Source organism: Fimbriimonadaceae bacterium, from assembly GCA_019638775.1.
GTDB lineage: Bacteria > Armatimonadota > Fimbriimonadia > Fimbriimonadales > Fimbriimonadaceae > JAHBTD01.
On the sequence record JAHBTD010000006.1, the window covers coordinates 21,260 to 40,965 of the forward strand.

A 19,706-nucleotide genomic window follows, 5' to 3' on the forward strand; every position below is an offset into this window, starting at 1 on the left:
ACCAGAAGGAGGCTACCATGCAGTTGAGACCCTTGGCAGCGACCACATTGTGCATCATGCTGACCGTCGCACCGGCTTTCGCGAAAGAGAAAAAGCATGAGAAAGCCATGGACCCGCAAGCAATGATGGAGGTCTGGAAGAAACTAGCGCATCCCGGTGAGCCCCACAAACTATTCACCGGCCTCGCCGGCAGTTGGACGACGCAAACCAAGGAATGGATGGAGCCGGGCAAGCCGCCGATGGAATCCACAGGCACCGCCGAGATGAAGATGTTGCTCGACGGACGGTTTCTCTTCCAAGAGTACGACGGTCAGATGATGGGGCAGCCCTTCTCGGGAGTCGGCATCGACGGGTATGACAATCTGACCAAGAAATATGTAACCGCCTGGATCGATACGATGGGGACCGGCATTTTCTTCATGGAAGGCACGGCCAGCGCCGACGGGAAGACCATTACACTGCGAGGCTCACATCCCATGCCTGGTGGCGGGAAGATGTCTCATCGTGCGGTCTGGAAGATCGCCGACGCCGACAACCCTGTGTTCGAAATGTACGGCGCCCATGGCAAGGAAAAGGAAATGAAGTTCTTGGAGATCGTCTATACCAGAAAACAGTAATCGGAAATTCAGAACAATTTATGGACGGCACATGGCATCAGGATCAAGGAGCAGCCGTGTGTCTTTCGCTCATATCGTGAATCCTGTAGCGCCTTTCACGCCGCTGTCGATTTTCTTGCGGTCGGACGACTAGCTTGCGAGAGACAACCGTCGAAAACCGGTCATCGAAGAAAGGAGTCATGCAATGAGCAGTGTTCGAGTACTGGTCGGCACCCGCAAGGGTGCATTCATTCTCACATCCGACGGCGCTCGCAAGCGGTGGGACGTGCAAGGGCCGCACTTTGGAGGATGGGAGCTGTACCACATCAAGGGCTCACCGGCGGATCCGAACCGGCTGTATGCTTCACAAACCAGCAGCTGGTTCGGACAAGTCATTCAACGCTCGGATGACGGTGGGAAAACCTGGAACGCCCCCGGCACCAAACCCGAAGATCTCATGGGATCCGACGGCATGCCGAAGGGTGAGAGCAACATGTTTCTGTACGACACCTCTGCGGAGACAGGGAAACCGCTCACGACGCACCAGCATTATGACGGCTCGCAGCGCCCGTGGGAATTCAAACGGGTATGGCATCTGGAGCCGTCCTTGACCGATCCTGATACGGTCTACGCCGGAGTCGAGGACGCGGCCTTGTTCCGTTCGACCGATGGTGGGCGCACCTGGCACGAGCTTGCCGGGCTACGCGATGTGAAGGGAAGTCTGTGGCAGCCCGGCGCCGGAGGGATGTGTTTGCATACGATCATCCTGGACCGGACAAATCCTCAGCGCATCTATATTGCCGTCTCCGCGGCCGGCGCGTTCCGAACCGATGACGGTGGCAAAACATGGCGGGCGATCAACCGCGGCTTGAAATCGCAATATGAGTTGCCTGATCCGGACGCAGATGTCGGCCACTGCGTGCACAATCTCACCATGCATCCATCACGCCCGAATGTGCTGTTCATGCAGAAGCACTGGGACGTGTTGCGGACCGATGATGCCGGCGGGTCCTGGCACGAAATCAGCGGCAACTTGCCGAGCGATTTCGGATTTCCGATCGCAGTACACGCCCACGAACCGAACACGGTCTATGTCGTGCCCATCAAGAGCGACTCCGAACACTATCCACCGGAAGGCAAGCTGCGCGTATATCGCAGCCGCACGGGAGGCGACGAATGGGAAGCGCTGACGAAGGGTCTGCCTCAAGAAAATTGCTACGTCAATATTCTGCGGGACGCGATGACCGTCGATCAGCTCGATCCCTGCGGCATCTATTTCGGAACGACCGGAGGACAGGTCTACGGATCAGCCAATGGTGGGGACAGTTGGGAGCCGATTGTAAGGGATTTGCCGGCGGTGTTGTCGGTCGAGGTCCAGACATTGCGATAGGGCGGAAGATGGGCGGGTGAGGCTACGGTTCTAAAGCTCAGAGGCGGGTATATTTCCCACCTCAACCTTGACCTTAACCTTATGAGAGAAGAAATGATTCGGGTTGTACTCCCAGCTCATTTGCGGACCCTGGCACGCGTCAGCGGTGAAGTGACCCTGGAGGTCAAAGGTCCGGTGACGCAACGCGCGGTTCTCGACGCGCTTGAAGCTCGCTATCCGATGTTACGGGGGACAGTCCGTGATCATGTCACACACAAGCGCAGGGTGTTCGTGCGCTTTTTCGCCTGCGAACAGGATCTCTCCCATGAGCCGCCGGATACTCCCCTGCCCGACGCCGTTGTAACAGGAAGCGAGCCGTTCCTGATTGTGGGGGCCATGGCAGGGGGGTAACATTACCTGAGATGTCTAACCTGTGACTGATTGGAAACACTCATAACACGGGTTCTAGAGCTAACAACCAAGGAGGGACCGATGAGCGCGCGAGCCAAATCTAAGTCAGGGACAAAACGGAAAGGCACGAAAAGCAGGCGCACCACACCGACCATATGCTGGTTTGAAATCCCTGCGGACGATCCCCAGCGTGCCAAGAAGTTTTATGGTTCGTTGTTCGGCTGGAAAATCCAGAAGTTCCCTGGAGCAGAGGACTACTGGCATATCGACACGGGCAGCGGTGATAGAACGCGCGACGGCGGACTGATACTGCGCAAGCATCCGGAACAATCCAACACCAGCTACGTAGCTGTGGCCTCAGTGGATGACTCGGCAGCTAAGGTTGAGAAACTGGGCGGGACAATCTGCAAGCCCAAGACAGCGGTACTACAGATGGGCTATTTCGTGCTCTGCCAGGACACGGAAGGCAACGAGTTCGCCTTGTGGGAAATGAATGCTCAAGCAAAATAGATGTCTTGAAGAAAAAGAGACGGGGCTGTTCATGGTGTGCGGCCAGAGTTTTACAGGGATGTAGTTTAATCAACAACCTCGCATCATTGATGCGGCAGAGAGGCTGGCTTTGTACTCTGTGAAACCAGACTGATGATCTAACCGTTCGAGGATGCATCATGGCATCAAATACAGGTTCTTCTCCTCACCGAGTGGGTGATTTTGGCCTAATTTCATATCGAGTCGAGCCTGCAGGTGAGAACTTTCAGACGCAGATACTCCTCGTCGCGTAAGCCTTAGCTCCACCGCTGCATGACGCGGATCTTGTTGTTCATGCCCTCGACGAATCCCAAGGCACCCTGTTCTCCGGCTTGCAGAAGGCCGCGATCCCGTCCTAGTGCCGGTTGAGCTAGGCTCGAAAAAGTGGACGCCTTCAACCTACAATGAGAGGTCTGGAGGTGTGAGATGAAACAGGTACCGCGACAGCAGTATACGAAGGAATTCCGGTAGCAGGCTGTACGGCTGGTCCTGGAACAGCAGGTGACGCTTCCGGAGGCAGCCCGACGCCTCGCCATTGTCGATCACCCTCCAACCCCACTGTGTCCCAGTTGGTGTGGCGTTGATCGCTTGAACCTACCACCGCGTACTTTGCGAAGGTGCAGCTGCCCGGTACGTGCTCATGAGGAGTCTCCGTCTCCAGTATCCCCTGAGTGTGTTGTGTCGGGTGCTGGAGGTGTCCCGAAGTGGGTACTCTGCCTGGCGAACGCAACGCCCCTCGAAGCGCGCTCAGGACAACGCGCACCTGGAAGTGGCGATCCAGGCCGCGCATATACGCACGCGGCAGACCGATGGGCGAAGCGTCTCCAGGCGGAATTGCGTGAGGACGGCTTTCCAGCCGAGATCAGCCGCGGATTCGACGCACGCGCTGCCGGTCGCGGACAACGTGTTGGCTCAGAGTTTTGCCACCAGGCGACCGAATGAGACGTGGGTCACCGATATAACGTCTGTGCCAATCGTGAAAGGGTGGCTGTATCTGGCTGGCGTGAAGGTCATACTGGCTGGGTGTATGGCCACGATGAGCCAGTCTCAGCAGCAACCTTTTCTGCGTTGCGCACCATCCATTCCATTCGTAGGTCGCTGACCCCATAGCCAAAGCACTCGCTGGATCAATATAGGTCTCAACTTCCGATATGAGTGCTGGATAGCTGGAATCATTCAGATCGCCGAGAGGGAAAAGCCACGCCAGCTAATCATCTTCGGTTGTAATGAATCTGTCGAGGCTTGTGGCTGTATATTACTGAGGTCTCATCATTGGATTTTTCGGCGCTCTATGTTGCCGTCTAACGCCCAAGCTCAGCTGCGGGCTTGCCTTCGCTTTCCTCCGGCAAGCCCGTCCGCTGGAGTGTCCTTGTTAGGCATCTTTTCTAGTGTAGTAATTCATGCTGTTCTTGTCTTATCCAGGGCGATCTTGGCTCGATTTACTTTTGTCAGGATCTCCTGGGCGGATTTGGTCCACACAAACGGTTTAGGCTGGGCATTGCGCTGGGTCATGTACGCGTCAATGGCCGCAATCAGCTCGTGGACGCTCCGGAACACACCCCGCCGCAGCTGTTTGGCCGTCAGATCACCAAAGACACGCTCCACGAGATTAAGCCACGAGCTACTCGTCGGGGTGAAGTGCATGTGGATGCGGGGGTGCCGTGTCAACCACCGCTGGACCGTGGGGTGTTTGTGGGTGGCATAATTATCGGCGATCAGATGCAGGGCTTTGTCCTGAGGACTCTGCCGATCAATCAGCCGTAAGAACCGCAGCCATTCCTGGTGCCGATGGCGGGGCAAGCAGGCAGAGATCAAGGAGCCCTCCGCGACGTTGAGGGCGGCAAAGAGCGTGGTCGTGCCGTGGCGCTTGTAGTCATGGGTCATCGTCCCGCACCGGCCTTTCTTCAGCGGGAGGCCAGGCTGTGTGCGATCGAGCGCTTGGATTTGGCTTTTCTCATCGACGGCCAGAACCACCGCATGCGCTGGCGGGTGGAGATAGAGCCCCACCACATCCTCCAATTTCTCCTGGAAGTGCGGATCCTGACTGAGCTTGAAGGCGCGGACCCGATGGGGGTGCAGCCCATGCGCGGTCCAGACCCGCTGCACGAACGTGGGATTCGTCCGCAGGTGTCGCGCCAAGGTGCGGGTGGACCAGTGGGTAGCGGCAGGTAGTTTCGTGTGCGTCGTCGTCTTCAGGATGCGCGCGGTCAGAGTCCGGCGTGCCTTAGGGGGCCGCCCTCCGCGAGGGGCATCCTGGGCAAGGCCGAGCACGCGCTGGGTCACGAAGCGCTGCCGCCAGAGCCCCACGGTTTGCCGGCTCGTGGCCACGGCAGCGGCAATCTGATGATTGTCGTGGCCCGCGGCCGCCAACAACACAATCTTGGCGCGGAGCACCAGTCGCGCAGGCGTTCGTCGTCCACGCGCCCACTGCTCGAGTTGCTGGCATTCAGGGCCACTCAGATGAACGGCGGGGGCAATGCGCATGGGTCGATCCTCCTTGGGGAACAGAGGATACTCACGCGAGACAATAAGTCAAGTCACTTATGACCCACTACACTAGTTGATTCTTGGGGCGACATCTCAGCAGATTAGCCCTCAAGCCCAGTAGATTACCTAGTTCCTCACCGCACAGGGCTCCTCCATTATTAAGGCAATGCTTTACCAGCGACTTTTCTTTGCAGCGACGATATTTGAAAAGGAGAAGCACCATGGATCTACTGAAGATGGTGTTATTCGGCTTCATGGGAGTCGCGGCCGTTGTCGCATTCATGGCATTGATGACAAAGGCACTCGGTCTTGGCGTCCTCGCCGTCGGCTGAGGTCTCGCTCTGGACTCGATCGAAGTCGGCCCATTTAAATAGAAGCCTTGACGTCTGTACCCTACGGGACGACCCCTGAGCGGCCCTCTAGGAGTGAAAGGAGAGCGTGTGCCTTAGAAGGTGTATTCCAATGGGGCAGCGCAGGATTTTCTCAAGAGACTCAGTCAAGAGGAGAGAGGAGAGGCTACGGACTATTCACTCCAGCCGATGATCGTTCGCCTCTTCCACCAGACAAGACAGGGGCTCGAACGTCGCCGAACGCAAGGGGATGCGGGGTGGCTCACCGTAGCCCGGTTCGTCGTGGGACGAGGCCAACCGGTGTTGCTGGAGGCTTTTGAACTACCTGATCGAGTCAACCCGCAACAATCACGGATCGTATTCAGAATGGAGGCGGTCGCCACTTCCGTGCCGACCAAGCTGTAGCTTCCCTTTCCACTGCAGAGGCCAAGTTGCCATGAGAGTCGCGGGAGGGACGGCGCGCTATCCCTCAAGAAGGACGAGCATCTCCGCATATTAAACACATCCACTCGAAAATCCAGATCGAGAGTCGAGACCACTCCACCACCTGTCCGCTAGATCTGCGTCACCGCATCTTCCGCTCCCTCGAGCAGTTTTTGCACTTCTTCGACATAAATCTCCGTCGTCGTATAGTGCCGATGCTGCATCATCTTCTGCACCCGCGTGGGATTCGCATCACAGCTGGAACGCAATCCCTGACTTCTTCACCGGCCAGGAGCCTGCCCCTGTTTAGAATACGTCCGCCTATCTGGTCCACGCGGGTGACCATTGCGATCGCACATCGCTGTCGTTCTACAACGTGACCATCACCCGCTCATACAAAACGAGTGAGGAAATGTGGAAGCGCGCAGACTCGTTCAGCTTGGACGACCTCGAAGCGGTCTTCGTCGGCCCTCGCGCTGGAGACGTCCTGCTTCACTACCAGGTCAACACAGGATAAATGACGCTTTGAATGTGTACTCGAGGCACGGGGCCAAAGTAGCGCGCATCGAAGGAACGGCTATTCGCGTCCGACATCAACAAAATGTCCGAGGCGGCCAGTACATGATCGGTCACACGAAACCGTGGAAGCGGTCGTCCCACTGAGTCTTCCTCAAATGGCTGACTGGCTGGGATGAGCGTGCCGTTAACCATGACCCCCTCATCCGTCACGCTTACCACATCGTGGTGGATGGCCACGACCTTTTTCATCATATTGCCGTATCCGCCCGGACAAAATCCCGCCCCGATGTAGCCCCGCTCCTTCGCCAGGTCAAACTCAGGGCGCGCCGGAGGACACCACAACTCACAGTAGCCTGCGCAGTCAACTTCATAGCCACAGTAGACCAGTAGGCGGAGGGCTCACGAGCGACTCTCATTACTATTTACTAAGGTGCTACGTATTGCGAGCTGTCCCCGATGGACTTCCTTTTTAGGCCTTGCGTCATGAGAACTAGGATCCGCGTCGGTCGTGAAAATCACCCAGGCACGCATCAGTGATCTCCTTCGCGGATGGAGCTCGCACTCTTCATTGGATGTGCTGATGGACATGGTCGCGGCGCTGGGGGTGACCAATACGAGTAGACTTACAGTATCGCTCGCGCAAGCCGCTGACCAGGTGCATCGTTCTGCGACAGTCCTGTCTTGATAAACGGGAGAGATCCCAGCCCGATTAGGGAATTGTCATATGTGTGCTTATGGCTCTGGCGAGAATCGAACAGGCGATAGGAGATGTGTGTCGTGAATAACGCTCGCCTTCAAGAAAACATCAATGAGTCTCTTGGCTGAAGCCAACCTGCAATTCTGGGAAGAATTCTTGGTGCACATCGTCCAAGTCGGCGCTCGAGGGTTCTCTCTTGAATGAGCCTTGGCAGGCTGCCGGTCGACTTGACCGTAACACTATGGACGGCCAGGGGTGGCAATCCCAATCGGGGCATGCGGAGCGGTCGAAAACGTAGCGGGAGTTGTTGGAGCGAGAATGCCGCCGAGTCCAATGGTGAAACCAGACACGCCCGTGGAGCCTGAATTCGCGACATACAGGAATTGGCCGTCTGGATTTATTGTGATGCCGACAGGTGTCGCAGCCGCTCCTGTGGTAAATGTCGCAGGAGTCGTCGGGGTTAATAATCCTCCCGCTCCAATGGTGAACGCTGCCACCTCGTTCATGCCGCTGTTCGTGACGTACAGGAAAGAGCCGTTCGGTGAAATGACGATCCTTTGGGGGCTGGATCCTAGTACCCCGGTGGAAAAAGTGGGTGGGACTGTTGGGGTGAGCGCGCCTCCCCCTCCAATGGAAAACACGGCGATGGCGTTCGTTCCACTATTTGCAACATAGAGATATGACCCGTTGGGTGAGATGGCAAGCCCCTCTGGGCTCGGAGAGCCAGCACCTGCTGAGAATGTTGCTGGCGAGGTACTGGTCAAGGCGCCCCCTACGCCAATACTGAAGCCAGAAATAGTGTGCGTGCCGGCGTTCGCGGCGTAGAGAAACTGACCATTCGGCGACACAGCAATGCCCCTCGCGAGCGATCCACTCGTGGGGAAGGTGGCCGGGCTGGTTGGTGTCAACACACCTCCCGCGCCAATAGAGAAGGCCGCAATGGTATTTGAGCCGCTATTGGCGACGTAGAGAAACTGTCTGTTTGGGGTGACCGTGACTCCTCGTGGGGAAGATCCTGCACCGGTGGCAAACGTGGCTGGGACCATCGGGCTTAGGTTTCCTGTTGTCGAATTGATCGTGAAGCCAGAGACCGTTGCGGAATTCTGGTTCGAGGCATACAGAAACTGACCATTGGGGGAAACTGCCACCCATTCGCTATTGGTCCCACCAGTAGAAAACGTGGCAGGGGTCGTGGCAGTCAGTGCACCTGCCGTTCCAATCATGAACCCGGACAGGGTATTGGCACCGCCATTGGCCGTATAGACGACATGAGACGTTGATCCTGTCCCTTCAAAAACTCCTCCACTGCCACCACCGTCCGGACACCCGGTGAGAAGGAAAACCATCGGCATCGAGTACCACAAGTTCCAATGGATGTCTTTCATTGGGCCCTCACAGCAAAACGTTTATCGAACGTAGGACCATGAAGCACAGGACAAATCCATTGGTGAGCGGCGACCCCAGCATGACCATGCGCTATCTGCGCTCACGATCAATACGTATCACCTTATTCGTGTTAGATGAGAAAGTGACTGTAGTCGTCCATTCTCCCTGACCCGTATCGCCACCCCAAATGTATTGATAGCTAACCAGACGTTGGCCAAGAGGTGTCGGTTCAAATTGGTCGATGCGTCGATCAGGCTGGCCAGCTCGAGCGACCACTTCCGCTTCTGTCATGCCGTGGCTGAGCATTTGATAGATTTCTTGATCTAGTTCGCGGGCATTGAGGAATGACATACCCGATCCTGTGATGATGCAATAAAGAGTAAGTCCACCTATTACCCACATCCTTAGTTCGCGCCTCATGCACCGTCTCCGCTAGAAGGTTTTCCAACCTGCATGAAGCCTAGCGCGACATAGGAATTCCGTCAAAGATCTTAAGAAATTGTGCACCTCGCACGAATTGACAGAATGACAACAGGAGAGGTTGCTCAACACTTGTCGAGGCCTCTCCTGTTACTACAACGTCATCGAAACCGTAATAGTATTCTGGGAAACCTAAGCCTCATGGACACCCGGTTACATTCTGTTGTGACCCAGTCCGATCTGTTATGCGGATAAACCCACCGAGCTGCAAGCTTGAACACACCTCAGCGCCCGGCTGCCCGTCTGTATTTTGAACGGCCCTAACTGTAAAATTTCCAGGAAAGAAGTAATTTTGCCAATTTTGACTGCGATCGTGGATCATGCTTATACCTGGAGAACCTCCCACCTTCGCGAAGATGAGAATTACATCAGCACCCACAATCCCGTTCGTGTCCACAACTGAATTGATTGAGACGGTTCCCCAGTTAGAGAAATCGCGATAGGTGACAAAGCCGCCGCTTCTGTCGTGGATGACGCAGACGCACCAGAACGCTCCCGCCGAGTTTGTGGCGAGAAGCACAATGTCAGATCCCACCGTCCCGTCTGTATCGATCACCGCACGAACAGTAACAGAGGACCAATTCGCTGAGTCCCGATATGTTGAATAGCTACCAACCCGATCATGTATCACGCATACACACCAAAATGCCCCGGAAGAGTTCGTTGTGACAAGAACAACGTCCGCCCCAGCATTGCCATCAGTATCAGCAACACTGGCGATAGTCACAGAGATCCAATTACTTGAGTCTCTATAGCTCGTAAAACTGCCAACTTTGTCATGAATGATGCAGATACATTGAAATGTTCCCAGAGAGTTGTAAACTGGACCCCGATGTCAAGACAGAATTCCCCCGAGTTTAAGCTGCGTCCATTGCTTCAATTGCAGCGGAACAGCGCTGCCCCGTGTGTGCAAGGCAAGCATCCCTCGCGTCGCCAAAACGGTCTGGGATAGTCGCCCCACCGCCATCGCCATCGGCATATACCGCATTGGGCGTCCGATTGCCCAGCGACTGGTGCGGACGTTCGTCGTTGTAGAACGCGAAGTACTCCGCCAGACCGCGCGTCAGCTCGGCCACCGTGGCATATCCCTTCAGGTACACATCCTCATGTTTGACGCTGCGCCACAGCCGCTCAACAAAGATGTTGTCCAGCGCCCGCCCGCGTCCGTCCATGCTGATGGCAATTCCATCTCGCTTGAGCACGCCCGTGAACGTCGTGCTCGTGAACTGCGATCCCTGGTCGGTGTTGACGATCTCCGGCTTGTCGTACAGCCCCAAGGCATCTTCTAAACAGTCGGTGCAAAACGAGGTGTCCATGCTGTTGCTGATCCGCCAAGCGAGTACCCGGCGCGAATACCAGTCGATCACCGCCACCAGATACACGAAGCCTCGTGCCAGCCGGATATAGGTGATGTCCGTGCTCCACACCTGATTGGGCCGGGTGACCTTGATGCCCCGCAGGAGGTAGGGGTAGACCTTGTGCTCCGGATGCCTGGCGCTGGTTGTTGGCCCCGGCGCTAGGCCCGCCAGCCCCATCAAGCGCATCAGCCGTTGTACCCGCTTGCGATTGACGATGTGTCCCTGACGCGATAGATAGACCACCATCCGCCGACTTCCGTAAAATGGCCGCCGTGTGTATTCCTCATCAATTAGTCGGCACAGCAGCTGGTCTTCTGCGGACTCTTCGCGCCGTTCTTGCCGACCGTACCAGCTCGCCCGCGCCACGCTCGCCAGTTCGCACTGCCGCGTGACCGCCAGTGCTCCTTGTCGCTCTATCCAGCCCATTCTTGCGTCTGCACTCATAGTCCGGACTTTTTTTTGAGCCAGTCCAGCTCCATCTTCAACCGACCGATCTCCCCAAAGAGGTGGTCCTCGTCAGCATGCGCGGCAGGCTTCGGGCCACGTTTGCCCTCAAACAATGTCCCGGCCCGATCCAGAATCTCCTTCTTCCACTGCCCCACCACAACCGGATGCACGCCGTACTGCTGGCCAATCTCGTTGACCGTCTTCGCTCCACGGACCGCTTCCAGTCCTACCTTCGCCTTGAATTCCGCACGATGCACCTTGCGCTTCTTGCTTTCACTCATGCTATCGCCCTCCTCGGACAATAGCTTAAACCGGTGTCTCAAAATCGGGGACCACTATAGAAGTCATGCGCATCGCAGGTCCAAATGGATCCGTGGGCCATGCGGAAATCAAGATCGGACAGGCGCTCTTCATGCTGGCGGATGAATTCCCTGAGATGAATTGCAAGAGCCCTCAATCGTTCGGGGGCTCGCCCGTAAGCATCATGGTGTACGTGCGGGACGTAGACGCGTTCGTGAAACAGGCCGTCGCGGCCGGCGCGAAGGTGATCACTCCGGTTGAAAACAAATTTTACGGCGACCGGTCCGGCAGCTTGGAAGATCCCTTCGGACACCACTGGCACTTCGCCACGCATGTGGAGGATGTCCCTCCCGATGAACTGGCAAAACGGGCCGAAGCGTTTATGAAACAGCCGGACTCTCTTTCATGACTTCACATGAAGCCGCGGATTACGCTCACCACCATCGGTGTTGATGATTTGGAACGGTCTCTCCGGTACGTCAACAATCTGATGGCCGCCGAGACGATGGAGCTCGATGACCAAAGACTTATCACTCGTGTGCTGGCCCATTATGCTCCCAAGTAAATCGGTGGAAAAAAGGACGTAACCGCTTGTGCTCGCTATGGCGTTGTTCGGTTCCGGCACGCTGTTTCTCATCGAAGCCGGCACGGGCCTGTTCAAGCCGCAGGCTTACTCTATCGTGGAGCGATCGTCTCGACAAAAAGCTCCATGGCGTCTTCAAGCCATTGGCGCGTTGATGTTCGTGTGGGGCTTGCTCTGTCTCATCGCAGGTATTTCCCTGACCGGTATCAGCGATTGGATCGCGGTGATCCTCAGTCTGGCGTTCCTGGCAAAAGGCAGCTTGCTTATATTTTCTCCGTCGTCGCTGCATGACACTCCGCAGGCCATTGCCGCTGACCATACGAGATGGAGGGCAAAGTGCATGCGTCGTTCGGCGATTGGAGTACTTCTCATGTCATGGGGAGCCGTCTTGGTCAGCAATTGAGCCTAGAGGTGGACCAGCAGTCCTTGATATGAGTTTTGCCGGTCCGTTGGAGCTATGGAGGTTACTATGGGTCTTGGAAAAACGAAACCGATCCTCCGGATATTCGACGAAGAGAAAGCGAAGGAGTTCTACATCAATTTCCTAGGCTTCAGAATCGATTGGGAACATCGTTTTGAAGAGGGCTTACCTCTTTATATGCAAATCTCACAGGATGACTGCACCCTTCATTTATCAGAGCATCATGGAGACTGTTGTCCAGGTGCCGCGATGAGGATTGAAACAAACGACCTGGAGGCATTCCAAAAGGCTCTGCTGGCAAAGAACCACAAATACGCCAGACCGCGAATAGAAGAAATGCCATGGGGCAGGGATATGTCAGTGACTGATCCCTTCGGTAATAGATTGACGTTTACCAATGCCGTCAGTACCTAGCAAAGGTGCGCTAGCATGAAATGTTACTGCTGATGCCACCGACCATGACAAATCCGCCTGTTCCTTTGGTTGTCCGCCGATTTTCCAGCAATCACGAACCGCAGTTAGTCTGGACAAACGAACGTGGGGGGCTAACCTTTCGTGCTGGAAATCACTTCGTGAAATGGAATCCGCGCACCACAGGACTCGATCTTGAACAAGAGCGGCTTAGGCTAGAGTGGGCAATCCGTTGGCATCCAGTACCGAAAGTGCTCAACTGGGGAGCCGATGATAAGGCGCAATGGCTGGTTACTGCCGCGCTACCCGGCGAAGGAGCAGTCATGGAGCCATGGCGCATGCGACCGCTTGATGCGGTTCGTGCGATTGCGCGAGGGCTTTGCATGTTGCATGACAAGCTCCCTGTTGCCGACTGCCCCTTTCATTGGTCGGTTGAAGCTCGAAGAAATCACTGCATTCAGGGCGAAGGTTTGAGTGGGCCGCCCATTGACCGTCTCGTGGTTTGTCATGGTGACGCCTGTTCACCAAATACAATCATTGCGCCGGACGGAAGTCCGGCCGGTCACGTCGATCTCGGCTCGCTTGGTGTCGCGGACCGTTGGGCCGACTTGGCTATTGCAAGCCGGAGCCTCGAGTACAACTTCGGACCGGGTTGGGAAGACGAGTTCTTCAAGGTGTACGGCATCGAGCGCGACGAGGAGCGGATCTCGTTCTATCGATTGCTCTGGGACAATGAAGATAGGATGAGACACTAACACTGTGCATTCGATACAGCCGGTGAATGTCGTCAGTGCGCCAAAGGGGGTGTGTATGCAGAGCGATGAACAGGAAATTAGGCAGCTTGTTTTCACATTGACCCTTTATTGCGCAAACTTCTTCGCACCGACGACGCATAAGACGAGAGCAATCGTCACAGCGATCATAACGGGACTGATCTGCTCATGCAGCAGCGTTGCCGCCAATCCGAAGCCGAAGAACGGTTGGAAGAGTTGTAATTGTCCTACGGCGGCGATGCCGCCTTGCGCCAGCCCGCGATACCAGAACACAAACCCGATCAGCATGCTGAACAACGAGACATAGACGAGGCCGATCCACGCGGGCCAGCCTATTCCCATAAAAGTAGACGGCGCGGTGATGATTGCCGACACCAGCATGATCGGCAACGACAACACGAGCGCCCAGGAGATCACCTGCCAGCCCCCAAGTTTGCGAGACAGTCCGGCGCCTTCCGCGTAGCCCAGCCCGCAGACGACAATCGCTGTCAGCATTAGGAAATCTCCGACCGGCGAGACTGAAAAGTCTTGTGTCGTCATGAAGCCGACTACGAGCACGCTGCCCGGGCACGAGAACAGCCAAAAGGCCGGGCGTGGACGCTCACCACCGCGCAGCACACCGAAGATCGCCGTTGCGAGCGGCAAGAGACCGATGAAGACAATGGAATGGGCGGACGTGATATGTGTGAGCGCCAGCGCCGACAGCAGAGGAAAGCCCACCACGACACCGAACGCCACGATGCCCAGCGAGCGCAGGTCACTGCGCGCCGGACGCTTTTCGCGGAATGTCATCAGGAGCGCAACTCCCAACAGCCCGGCGATGGTCGCCCGCGCGACGGTCAGGAAGACAGGATCGAAATCCATCACCGCTACCCGTGTGGCCGGTAGCGAACCGCTGAAAATCAATACGCCAAGAAACCCGTTGACCCAGCCGCTCACGGTCTTGTCCATTCACAGCCTCCGTTCGTGTTCGTCTTGTATAGGACCGAAGGCATGGCGGTTCCAGAGACGGTCGGATACAATTCTACAAAACTGTCATGGCGATAGGAGCAGTACAGATGGAGAGTCAATCGGTAAGAAATGAGGAGGGCACCATGCTGATCGGTAACGTCATGGCGACCATCAAGCAGAGAATTGCCGGGCGAACCTTGACACCTGGAGCACAGTTGCCGTCAGTCCGCGCCTTCGCCAAGACCATGCAGGTTTCAAAATCCACGATCGTCGAAGCTTATGAGCGTCTTGCTGCCGAAGGCATTATTCGCTCCCGTCCAGGCTCGGGGTTCTATGTCATAGCACCGCTCGCCCCACTGTCATTGGCGGAGATCGGTCCTCAGCTCGACCGCGCAGTCGATCCACTCTGGATTTCACGCCAGTCGTTGGAAGCCGGCGATAACATTCTGAAACCTGGTTGTGGTTGGCTGCCGGCATCATGGATGCCTGAGACAGCCTTGCGCCGAGCGCTCCGGACGTTGGCACGTTCGGATGACGCCACACTCACCGATTATGGAACGCCGCTCGGATTGCCGCTCCTGCGCCAGCTCCTCGCCCGACGTTTGGGTGAGCACGGCATAGAAGTGTCCCCCGAACACATCATGCTGATGGAATCCGGCACGCAGGCGATCGATCTTCTGTGCCGCTTTCTGCTCCAACCTGGCGATACGGTGCTGGTGGATGATCCCTGCTACTTCAACTTTCATGCTCTGCTGCGCGTTCATAGGGGCCAAGGTTGTCGGCGTCCCCTATACACCGTCCGGACCGGACATCGATCTCTTTGCACAGGCGTTAGCCGAACATTGACCGCGCCTGTACATCACGAATTCCGCCCTTCACAATCCGACCGGCGCGATCCTCTCCCCCGTCATCGCGCACCGACTGCTGAAGATCGCAGACCAGTCGGGGGTGATCATCGTCGAGGACGACATCTTCGCCGATTTTGAGCACACGCCCGCCCCAAGATTGGCCGCCTTTGACGGTCTCAACCGGGTCATTCATATCGGAAGTTTTTCCAAATCGCTTTCGGCGTCGGTGCGCTGCGGCTTCATCGCCGCGCCGCGCGATTGGATCGAAGGATTGACGGACCTCAAGATCGCCACGTCCTTCGGCAGCGGACGGTTTTCAGCCGAACTGGTGCTGGCGCTTCTGAAGGACGGCAGCTATCGGAAGCATATGGATACGGTTCGCGCGCGGCTTTCACGCGCCATGGGCGAAACCATCACCCGGCTGAAGGCGATCGGCATCACGCCATGGATAGAGCAGCAGGCGGGAATGTTTCTCTGGTGCAGCCTCCCAAAGGGCATCGATGCGGCGGATATAGCCCGCAGCGCCTTAACGGCCGACGTTGTTCTGGCTCCCGGCAACGCATTCAGCCTCTCTCAAACTGCCAACGGCTTCTTACGTTTCAATGTAGCGCAGTCGGAGGACGAGCGAATTTTCAAGGTGCTGAAAGTGGCATTAAATTAGAAACCGATCGCAACGTATGATGCAGTTCAGGAGATCCCCGATGCCTTTGCGCATTCGCCGGCTTACGGCTGATGACGTCGATCTGATGTATGCTTTGTTACGGACCTTCGGCGAGGCGTTCGACGAAGTCGATACGTATTGTAGCAACCAGCCAAATGCCGTCTATCTTGAGCGATTGCTCGGGAGCGATTCCTTCATTGCCGTCGCAGCGATGGAAGACGCTACGGTTATCGGCGGTATCGCAGCCTATGAACTGAGAAAGTTCGAGCGGCAGCGGAGTGAGATCTACATCTATGATTTGGCGGTCGCCGAAACTCACAGACGAAGGGGTGTTGCGACGGCTTTAGTGAATGAGCTGAAGAAGATCGCCGCAACACGAGGAGCCTACGTCATGTTCGTCCAGGCCGACGTCGGCGACGATCCAGCCATCGCGCTCTATACAAAACTGGGAATTCGGGAAGACGTGCTGCACTTCGACATAACCAGTGACTGACGGCAATGGGCGTAAACAATAGGTGCCCGCTTCAATTATTTGCGCGTGGAGTCTTTGTCTAAGTCTTAGGGTTGCTACGTGTCGCGAAGCGGTGGCAACGACTGTCGGGACCTTTGGTCGTCTCGATATTCTGGTCAACAATGCGGGCAATTTGTTCTATACGGCGCGACTTCACGAGACCACTGATCAGATTTGGGATGAGACCTTTGACGTGTTTATGAAGGGGACGTTTCGATTCATTCGTGCGGTAATTCCTCGGATGCTTCAGCAGGGCGGCGGCTCGATCCTGAATATCTCCACAGTCGCCGGGCTCAAGGCCATGCCTGGCTTTGAGGCTCATGCGTATCAAGCGGCTAAGGCGGGTGTGATCATGCTCACCAAGACAGTGGCTGTGCACTACGCTAAGCAAAACATCCGTTGTAACTGTATCTGTCCAGCTGGCGTTGTGACCCCACCTATCGCAAACATGGTGAAGGATCCACAGATTAAAGCCTGGTTCGAAGGCGTCCACCCAATGGGTCGGCTCGGGCAGCCGGCGGAGGTTGCCGAAGCGACAGTTTATTTTGTATCCGAGGAGTCGGGCTGGACAACCGGGAGCATCCTGTCGGTGGATGGCGGTGTGACGGCCGCATAAGCGATAGACGATCAAGCACGAGGAGACTTGTGGTATCCAGGTGATGTTTCGAAGGTCTTTAAGGAGCGGTTATGGATATTATTCCGCTGTACGCAGTGGTGTATATTGTAATCATCCTCGGTGGGTGGTACGTGTACAATCGGTTCTAATCATCCTCGGTGGGTGGTTTGTGTACAAAATGAGTGCGTAGGTCGCCGGCCTAGAATTGGGCATCCTCCTAGGGGGAGGCCTCATCCTCCTGAGAAGTGCTCTTGCGCGGTAGCTGATCTAGTCTGGCGGTGTCAGCGCCGATGCTATACATCCTCAAAGCCCCGAACTGAAAAGTCCCCTGAACACCGAGTCACAATGTCCCTTCACCGAATTAAGCTCCCTGAGCCACGGGATCGAGCGTCTGCCGCACGCGGTCCACATCAAAATGGTAGCGTCCATACGGATTTACGTGTTTGTGGACCAGCGGCGTCGCGAGCGTCGCTTCGTCCAGCACATGTCCTTCGACACGGAGTTCCTCGACCACTCGCCCAATGGGGTTAGCAGCAGGAACTCGGGGGGGTCACGCCGCATTCGCGTGGACTCGGAACAACGGTACCAGCGCCGAAAGACTCCTTTCAGTTTGTTATTCAGGACCCTGGTCCGTGTCTGCAGGATGAGATACGCCCCGCGTCCAGTGCATCTGCTGCTTCACAAAATGCGGGCTGATCACGTGGCGCATAGTCGATTCGAGGAACGCTGTACTGATGGCGTTCCCCAAAGTCGGGGTGAACGCACGGTTGTTGCGAATGTACGCGTCAGACTCGTTGGGCCAAGGGTGCCTCATCATGACAACCGATTCCGGTCACAGTGCTCTTCAAATCACAATCCGCTCGACTTCATCCAACGAGACCTGATCAGTACGTCGATCATAGAGGCCCGTCGTACGGGCACTTTCATGGTTGGCCATCTGCTGAGCAATTTCCAGCTTCCCGCCATTGCGGAGATATTCGGTAATCCCGGTCGCGCGGAACGAATGGTTGCCGATCTTCGTGCGAATGCCGACTTCGGTGGCGCGGCGGCGAATCATGCGGTAGGCATCCACTTGCGTCATCGGTTTGTCGGAGAGCTGCCCCGTCCGGCCGTGCATTGTGCGAAAGAGCGGGCTGGTGCCCTCGGTCAACTGGGCCGTCTTGAGGTAGGCATGAAGGTACTCATCAAGATTGTGATGGCAGGGCATTGCATGGAGCTTGCCGCCTTTTTCATGCAGTCGCACCCAGGTCCGACGACCTTGGATATAGACATCCTCCACCTGCATCGACAGGGCTGCGCCAATCCGTGCAAACGTATAGACCATCAATCCAATCAAGGCCCGGTCGCGTAATCCAACGATTGTGCTCACGTCAATGGCCTCGATCAGCATTCGGGCTTCGTCGGCCATGAGCACCGGCGTCTTGCCTTTCTTCGTCGAGTACTTGGGCCCCCGCACGGAGCTCGCCGGATTGGAGGGGAGCACCTGACCGACCACCAACCAATCGAACAGCATGCGAATGGCCGCCAGATGTTGCTTGATCGATGGAGCTGACAGGCGGTCCTGAAGCGTCTCAATATAGGTCGCCACATGCACCGGCTCAATGGCGGGCAAGGAGAGGAGTCCATGCCGTTCGCACCAGGCGGCAAATTCTGCGACCGCCCAGGTGTAGGCCTTGCGTGTGTTCGGGTTTCGAATGTTGGCGGTAAAGAATTCGACGAACCGTTTGGTCGCGTTGGGCGTCGGAGTGAAAAGGGCGGGGAGTTTCCTGGTTCCCGGTATTACTAGCTGCATGTGGTTTCTCTTAGCTGTCCCCTACCGAATAGTAGAGTATGATAACGTCCTTTATCATACCTTTCTTTTTAGTTATGTCAATTGAAACAATGATATGTAAGAGTCACTCCATGTCATAGTTGACACAGATCCTCATGTGTCATACACTTCCTACACGTACCACATGTGCTACGGAGGTGTGATGGTCTCCTTACGATTGGGGAAAAAACTGGAAGACCGCTTAGAGCAGCTTGCCGAAGGGACAGGCCGGACCAAGACCTATTACATCCGACTCCTATTAGAAGAGCATCTCGACGAGTTGGAGGATCGGTATATCGCGGAACAGCGATTAGAAACTCCAGGGCCCCGACTCAGCTCCGACGAGATGAGGCAGGAACTTGGCCTGGACCATTGAGTATGACCGGCGCGTGCTCAAAGATCTGAAGCGGCTCGACCGGCAGGCTCAACAGGCCATTCTGGATTATTTCGATGATCGAATTGCGCCCACTGACGATCCCCGCGTGTTTGGTAAACCTTTGAAAGCCTCGTTCGCGGGTCTGTGGCGCTATCGGATCGGCGATTATCGAGCCATCTGCCGGATCGAAGATAACAGAATGGTGGTCTTGGTAGTGCGGGTGGCCCATCGGAGCACGGTGTATGAAGACTGAATCTATGAGCGCCCTGTTGATTTTCGACGACACGGGCTCGACATGAATCGAGGGTGAACCCATGGGCGGCACGAATCGCAGTGGATATCTCTATGATCTGTTGAAACGTGAACAATGGCGAATCTTGGAACAAGCCGCGTT

22 protein-coding genes and 1 pseudogene are annotated in these 19,706 nt (G+C 56.1%); 16 read left to right on the top strand and 7 right to left on the bottom strand.

Features of this window, described 5'->3' with window-relative positions; all coding sequences use genetic code 11:
* Positions 1 to 17: 17 nt before the first annotated feature.
* The 4 genes from KF784_16050 (at position 18) to KF784_16065 (ending at position 2,886) form a co-directional block, all read left to right on the top strand.
* On the top strand, positions 18 to 617 hold the full coding sequence (locus KF784_16050; GenBank protein MBX3120572.1) for a DUF1579 domain-containing protein: 600 nt from the start codon (positions 18 to 20) through the stop codon (positions 615 to 617).
* Positions 618 to 801: 184 nt separating this feature from the next.
* Entirely contained in the window at positions 802 to 1,986 is a 1,185-nt protein-coding gene (locus KF784_16055; protein MBX3120573.1) for a hypothetical protein, read from the top strand.
* A 93-nt stretch (positions 1,987 to 2,079) separates the two neighbouring features.
* A complete protein-coding gene (locus tag KF784_16060) occupies positions 2,080 to 2,376 on the top strand; it encodes a MoaD/ThiS family protein (GenBank protein ID MBX3120574.1) in 297 nt (98 codons plus the stop codon).
* 81 nt (positions 2,377 to 2,457) lie between these two features.
* Entirely contained in the window at positions 2,458 to 2,886 is a 429-nt protein-coding gene (locus KF784_16065; protein ID MBX3120575.1) for a VOC family protein, read from the top strand.
* Between the two features lie 1,416 nt (positions 2,887 to 4,302).
* On the opposite strand, the gene KF784_16070 is transcribed toward KF784_16065, so the two are convergent.
* Positions 4,303 to 5,388: an IS630 family transposase gene (locus KF784_16070; protein ID MBX3120576.1), complete on the bottom strand. Its 1,086-nt coding sequence runs from the start codon at positions 5,386 to 5,388 to the stop codon at positions 4,303 to 4,305.
* A 542-nt stretch (positions 5,389 to 5,930) separates the two neighbouring features.
* Between KF784_16070 and KF784_16075 the strand changes: the two genes are divergently transcribed.
* Positions 5,931 to 6,146 (top strand): hypothetical protein, encoded by a 216-nt coding sequence (locus KF784_16075; GenBank protein MBX3120577.1) that lies wholly within the window; start codon positions 5,931 to 5,933, stop codon positions 6,144 to 6,146.
* Positions 6,147 to 6,659: 513 nt separating this feature from the next.
* On the opposite strand, the gene traF is transcribed toward KF784_16075, so the two are convergent.
* The 4 genes and pseudogenes from traF to KF784_16095 all read right to left on the bottom strand — a co-directional run bounded on the left by traF (position 6,660) and on the right by KF784_16095 (position 11,332).
* A complete protein-coding gene (gene traF, locus KF784_16080) occupies positions 6,660 to 7,025 on the bottom strand; it encodes a conjugative transfer signal peptidase TraF (protein MBX3120578.1) in 366 nt (121 codons plus the stop codon).
* Between the two features lie 594 nt (positions 7,026 to 7,619).
* Entirely contained in the window at positions 7,620 to 8,765 is a 1,146-nt protein-coding gene (locus KF784_16085) for a beta-propeller fold lactonase family protein (protein MBX3120579.1), read from the bottom strand.
* A gap of 91 nt (positions 8,766 to 8,856) precedes the next feature.
* On the bottom strand, positions 8,857 to 9,186 hold the full coding sequence (locus KF784_16090; protein MBX3120580.1) for a hypothetical protein: 330 nt from the start codon (positions 9,184 to 9,186) through the stop codon (positions 8,857 to 8,859).
* Between the two features lie 983 nt (positions 9,187 to 10,169).
* Positions 10,170 to 11,332, bottom strand: a pseudogene (locus KF784_16095) (IS3 family transposase).
* A 65-nt stretch (positions 11,333 to 11,397) separates the two neighbouring features.
* Here KF784_16095 and KF784_16100 point away from each other — a divergent pair.
* From KF784_16100 to KF784_16120, 5 genes are all read left to right on the top strand, one after another.
* The gene (locus KF784_16100; GenBank protein ID MBX3120581.1) at positions 11,398 to 11,760 is read left to right on the top strand and encodes a VOC family protein; all 363 of its coding nucleotides are present in this window, start codon (positions 11,398 to 11,400) and stop codon (positions 11,758 to 11,760) included.
* A gap of 6 nt (positions 11,761 to 11,766) precedes the next feature.
* Positions 11,767 to 11,916 (top strand): hypothetical protein, encoded by a 150-nt coding sequence (locus KF784_16105; protein MBX3120582.1) that lies wholly within the window; start codon positions 11,767 to 11,769, stop codon positions 11,914 to 11,916.
* Positions 11,917 to 11,953: 37 nt separating this feature from the next.
* Positions 11,954 to 12,337, top strand: a complete 384-nt coding sequence (locus KF784_16110) for a hypothetical protein (GenBank protein ID MBX3120583.1) — start codon at positions 11,954 to 11,956, stop codon at positions 12,335 to 12,337.
* 66 nt (positions 12,338 to 12,403) lie between these two features.
* A complete protein-coding gene (locus KF784_16115; protein ID MBX3120584.1) occupies positions 12,404 to 12,769 on the top strand; it encodes a VOC family protein in 366 nt (121 codons plus the stop codon).
* Positions 12,770 to 12,927: 158 nt separating this feature from the next.
* Positions 12,928 to 13,521, top strand: a complete 594-nt coding sequence (locus KF784_16120) for an aminoglycoside 3'-phosphotransferase (protein MBX3120585.1) — start codon at positions 12,928 to 12,930, stop codon at positions 13,519 to 13,521.
* A gap of 105 nt (positions 13,522 to 13,626) precedes the next feature.
* Here the strand turns inward: KF784_16120 and KF784_16125 are convergent, their stop codons facing one another.
* The gene (locus KF784_16125) at positions 13,627 to 14,490 is read right to left on the bottom strand and encodes a DMT family transporter (GenBank protein MBX3120586.1); all 864 of its coding nucleotides are present in this window, start codon (positions 14,488 to 14,490) and stop codon (positions 13,627 to 13,629) included.
* Positions 14,491 to 14,576: 86 nt separating this feature from the next.
* Between KF784_16125 and KF784_16130 the strand changes: the two genes are divergently transcribed.
* The 4 genes from KF784_16130 to KF784_16145 all read left to right on the top strand — a co-directional run bounded on the left by KF784_16130 (position 14,577) and on the right by KF784_16145 (position 17,126).
* On the top strand, positions 14,577 to 15,476 hold the full coding sequence (locus tag KF784_16130) for an aminotransferase class I/II-fold pyridoxal phosphate-dependent enzyme (protein ID MBX3120587.1): 900 nt from the start codon (positions 14,577 to 14,579) through the stop codon (positions 15,474 to 15,476).
* Positions 15,439 to 15,999, top strand: coding sequence for a PLP-dependent aminotransferase family protein (locus tag KF784_16135; GenBank protein MBX3120588.1), 561 nt, complete (start codon positions 15,439 to 15,441; stop codon positions 15,997 to 15,999). Before KF784_16130 ends, KF784_16135 begins: the two co-directional genes overlap by 38 nt.
* Positions 16,000 to 16,039: 40 nt before the next feature.
* Positions 16,040 to 16,492 (top strand): AAC(3)-I family aminoglycoside N-acetyltransferase, encoded by a 453-nt coding sequence (locus KF784_16140; protein ID MBX3120589.1) that lies wholly within the window; start codon positions 16,040 to 16,042, stop codon positions 16,490 to 16,492.
* A gap of 91 nt (positions 16,493 to 16,583) precedes the next feature.
* A complete protein-coding gene (locus KF784_16145) occupies positions 16,584 to 17,126 on the top strand; it encodes an SDR family oxidoreductase (protein MBX3120590.1) in 543 nt (180 codons plus the stop codon).
* Between the two features lie 844 nt (positions 17,127 to 17,970).
* Here KF784_16145 and KF784_16150 read toward each other — a convergent pair.
* Complete coding sequence (locus KF784_16150; GenBank protein ID MBX3120591.1) at positions 17,971 to 18,918, bottom strand: tyrosine-type recombinase/integrase; 948 nt, start codon at positions 18,916 to 18,918, stop codon at positions 17,971 to 17,973.
* A gap of 181 nt (positions 18,919 to 19,099) precedes the next feature.
* Here KF784_16150 and KF784_16155 point away from each other — a divergent pair, with 181 nt between their 5' ends.
* Positions 19,100 to 19,312, top strand: a complete 213-nt coding sequence (locus tag KF784_16155) for a TraY domain-containing protein (protein ID MBX3120592.1) — start codon at positions 19,100 to 19,102, stop codon at positions 19,310 to 19,312.
* Positions 19,296 to 19,565, top strand: a complete 270-nt coding sequence (locus KF784_16160) for a type II toxin-antitoxin system RelE/ParE family toxin (GenBank protein ID MBX3120593.1) — start codon at positions 19,296 to 19,298, stop codon at positions 19,563 to 19,565. The genes KF784_16155 and KF784_16160 overlap by 17 nt, the downstream gene beginning before the upstream one ends.
* Positions 19,566 to 19,706 lie beyond the last annotated feature (141 nt).

Bases quoted from the DNA above. Each gene is read 5' to 3' on its own strand.
- KF784_16070 (MBX3120576.1), bottom strand. From the start codon at position 5,388: ATGCGCATTGCCCCCGCCGTTCATCTGAGTGGCCCTGAATGCCAGCAA.
- KF784_16090 (MBX3120580.1), bottom strand. From the start codon at position 9,186: ATGAGGCGCGAACTAAGGATGTGGGTAATAGGTGGACTTACTCTTTAT.
- KF784_16115 (MBX3120584.1), top strand. From the start codon at position 12,404: ATGGGTCTTGGAAAAACGAAACCGATCCTCCGGATATTCGACGAAGAG.
- KF784_16155 (MBX3120592.1), top strand. From the start codon at position 19,100: ATGGTCTCCTTACGATTGGGGAAAAAACTGGAAGACCGCTTAGAGCAG.
- KF784_16125 (MBX3120586.1), bottom strand. From the start codon at position 14,490: ATGGACAAGACCGTGAGCGGCTGGGTCAACGGGTTTCTTGGCGTATTG.
- KF784_16105 (MBX3120582.1), top strand. From the start codon at position 11,767: ATGAAGCCGCGGATTACGCTCACCACCATCGGTGTTGATGATTTGGAA.
- KF784_16110 (MBX3120583.1), top strand. From the start codon at position 11,954: ATGGCGTTGTTCGGTTCCGGCACGCTGTTTCTCATCGAAGCCGGCACG.
- KF784_16055 (MBX3120573.1), top strand. From the start codon at position 802: ATGAGCAGTGTTCGAGTACTGGTCGGCACCCGCAAGGGTGCATTCATT.
- KF784_16085 (MBX3120579.1), bottom strand. From the start codon at position 8,765: ATGAAAGACATCCATTGGAACTTGTGGTACTCGATGCCGATGGTTTTC.
- KF784_16100 (MBX3120581.1), top strand. From the start codon at position 11,398: ATGCGCATCGCAGGTCCAAATGGATCCGTGGGCCATGCGGAAATCAAG.
- KF784_16065 (MBX3120575.1), top strand. From the start codon at position 2,458: ATGAGCGCGCGAGCCAAATCTAAGTCAGGGACAAAACGGAAAGGCACG.
- KF784_16130 (MBX3120587.1), top strand. From the start codon at position 14,577: ATGGCGATAGGAGCAGTACAGATGGAGAGTCAATCGGTAAGAAATGAG.
- KF784_16140 (MBX3120589.1), top strand. From the start codon at position 16,040: ATGCCTTTGCGCATTCGCCGGCTTACGGCTGATGACGTCGATCTGATG.
- KF784_16075 (MBX3120577.1), top strand. From the start codon at position 5,931: ATGATCGTTCGCCTCTTCCACCAGACAAGACAGGGGCTCGAACGTCGC.
- KF784_16150 (MBX3120591.1), bottom strand. From the start codon at position 18,918: ATGCAGCTAGTAATACCGGGAACCAGGAAACTCCCCGCCCTTTTCACT.
- KF784_16050 (MBX3120572.1), top strand. From the start codon at position 18: ATGCAGTTGAGACCCTTGGCAGCGACCACATTGTGCATCATGCTGACC.
- KF784_16060 (MBX3120574.1), top strand. From the start codon at position 2,080: ATGATTCGGGTTGTACTCCCAGCTCATTTGCGGACCCTGGCACGCGTC.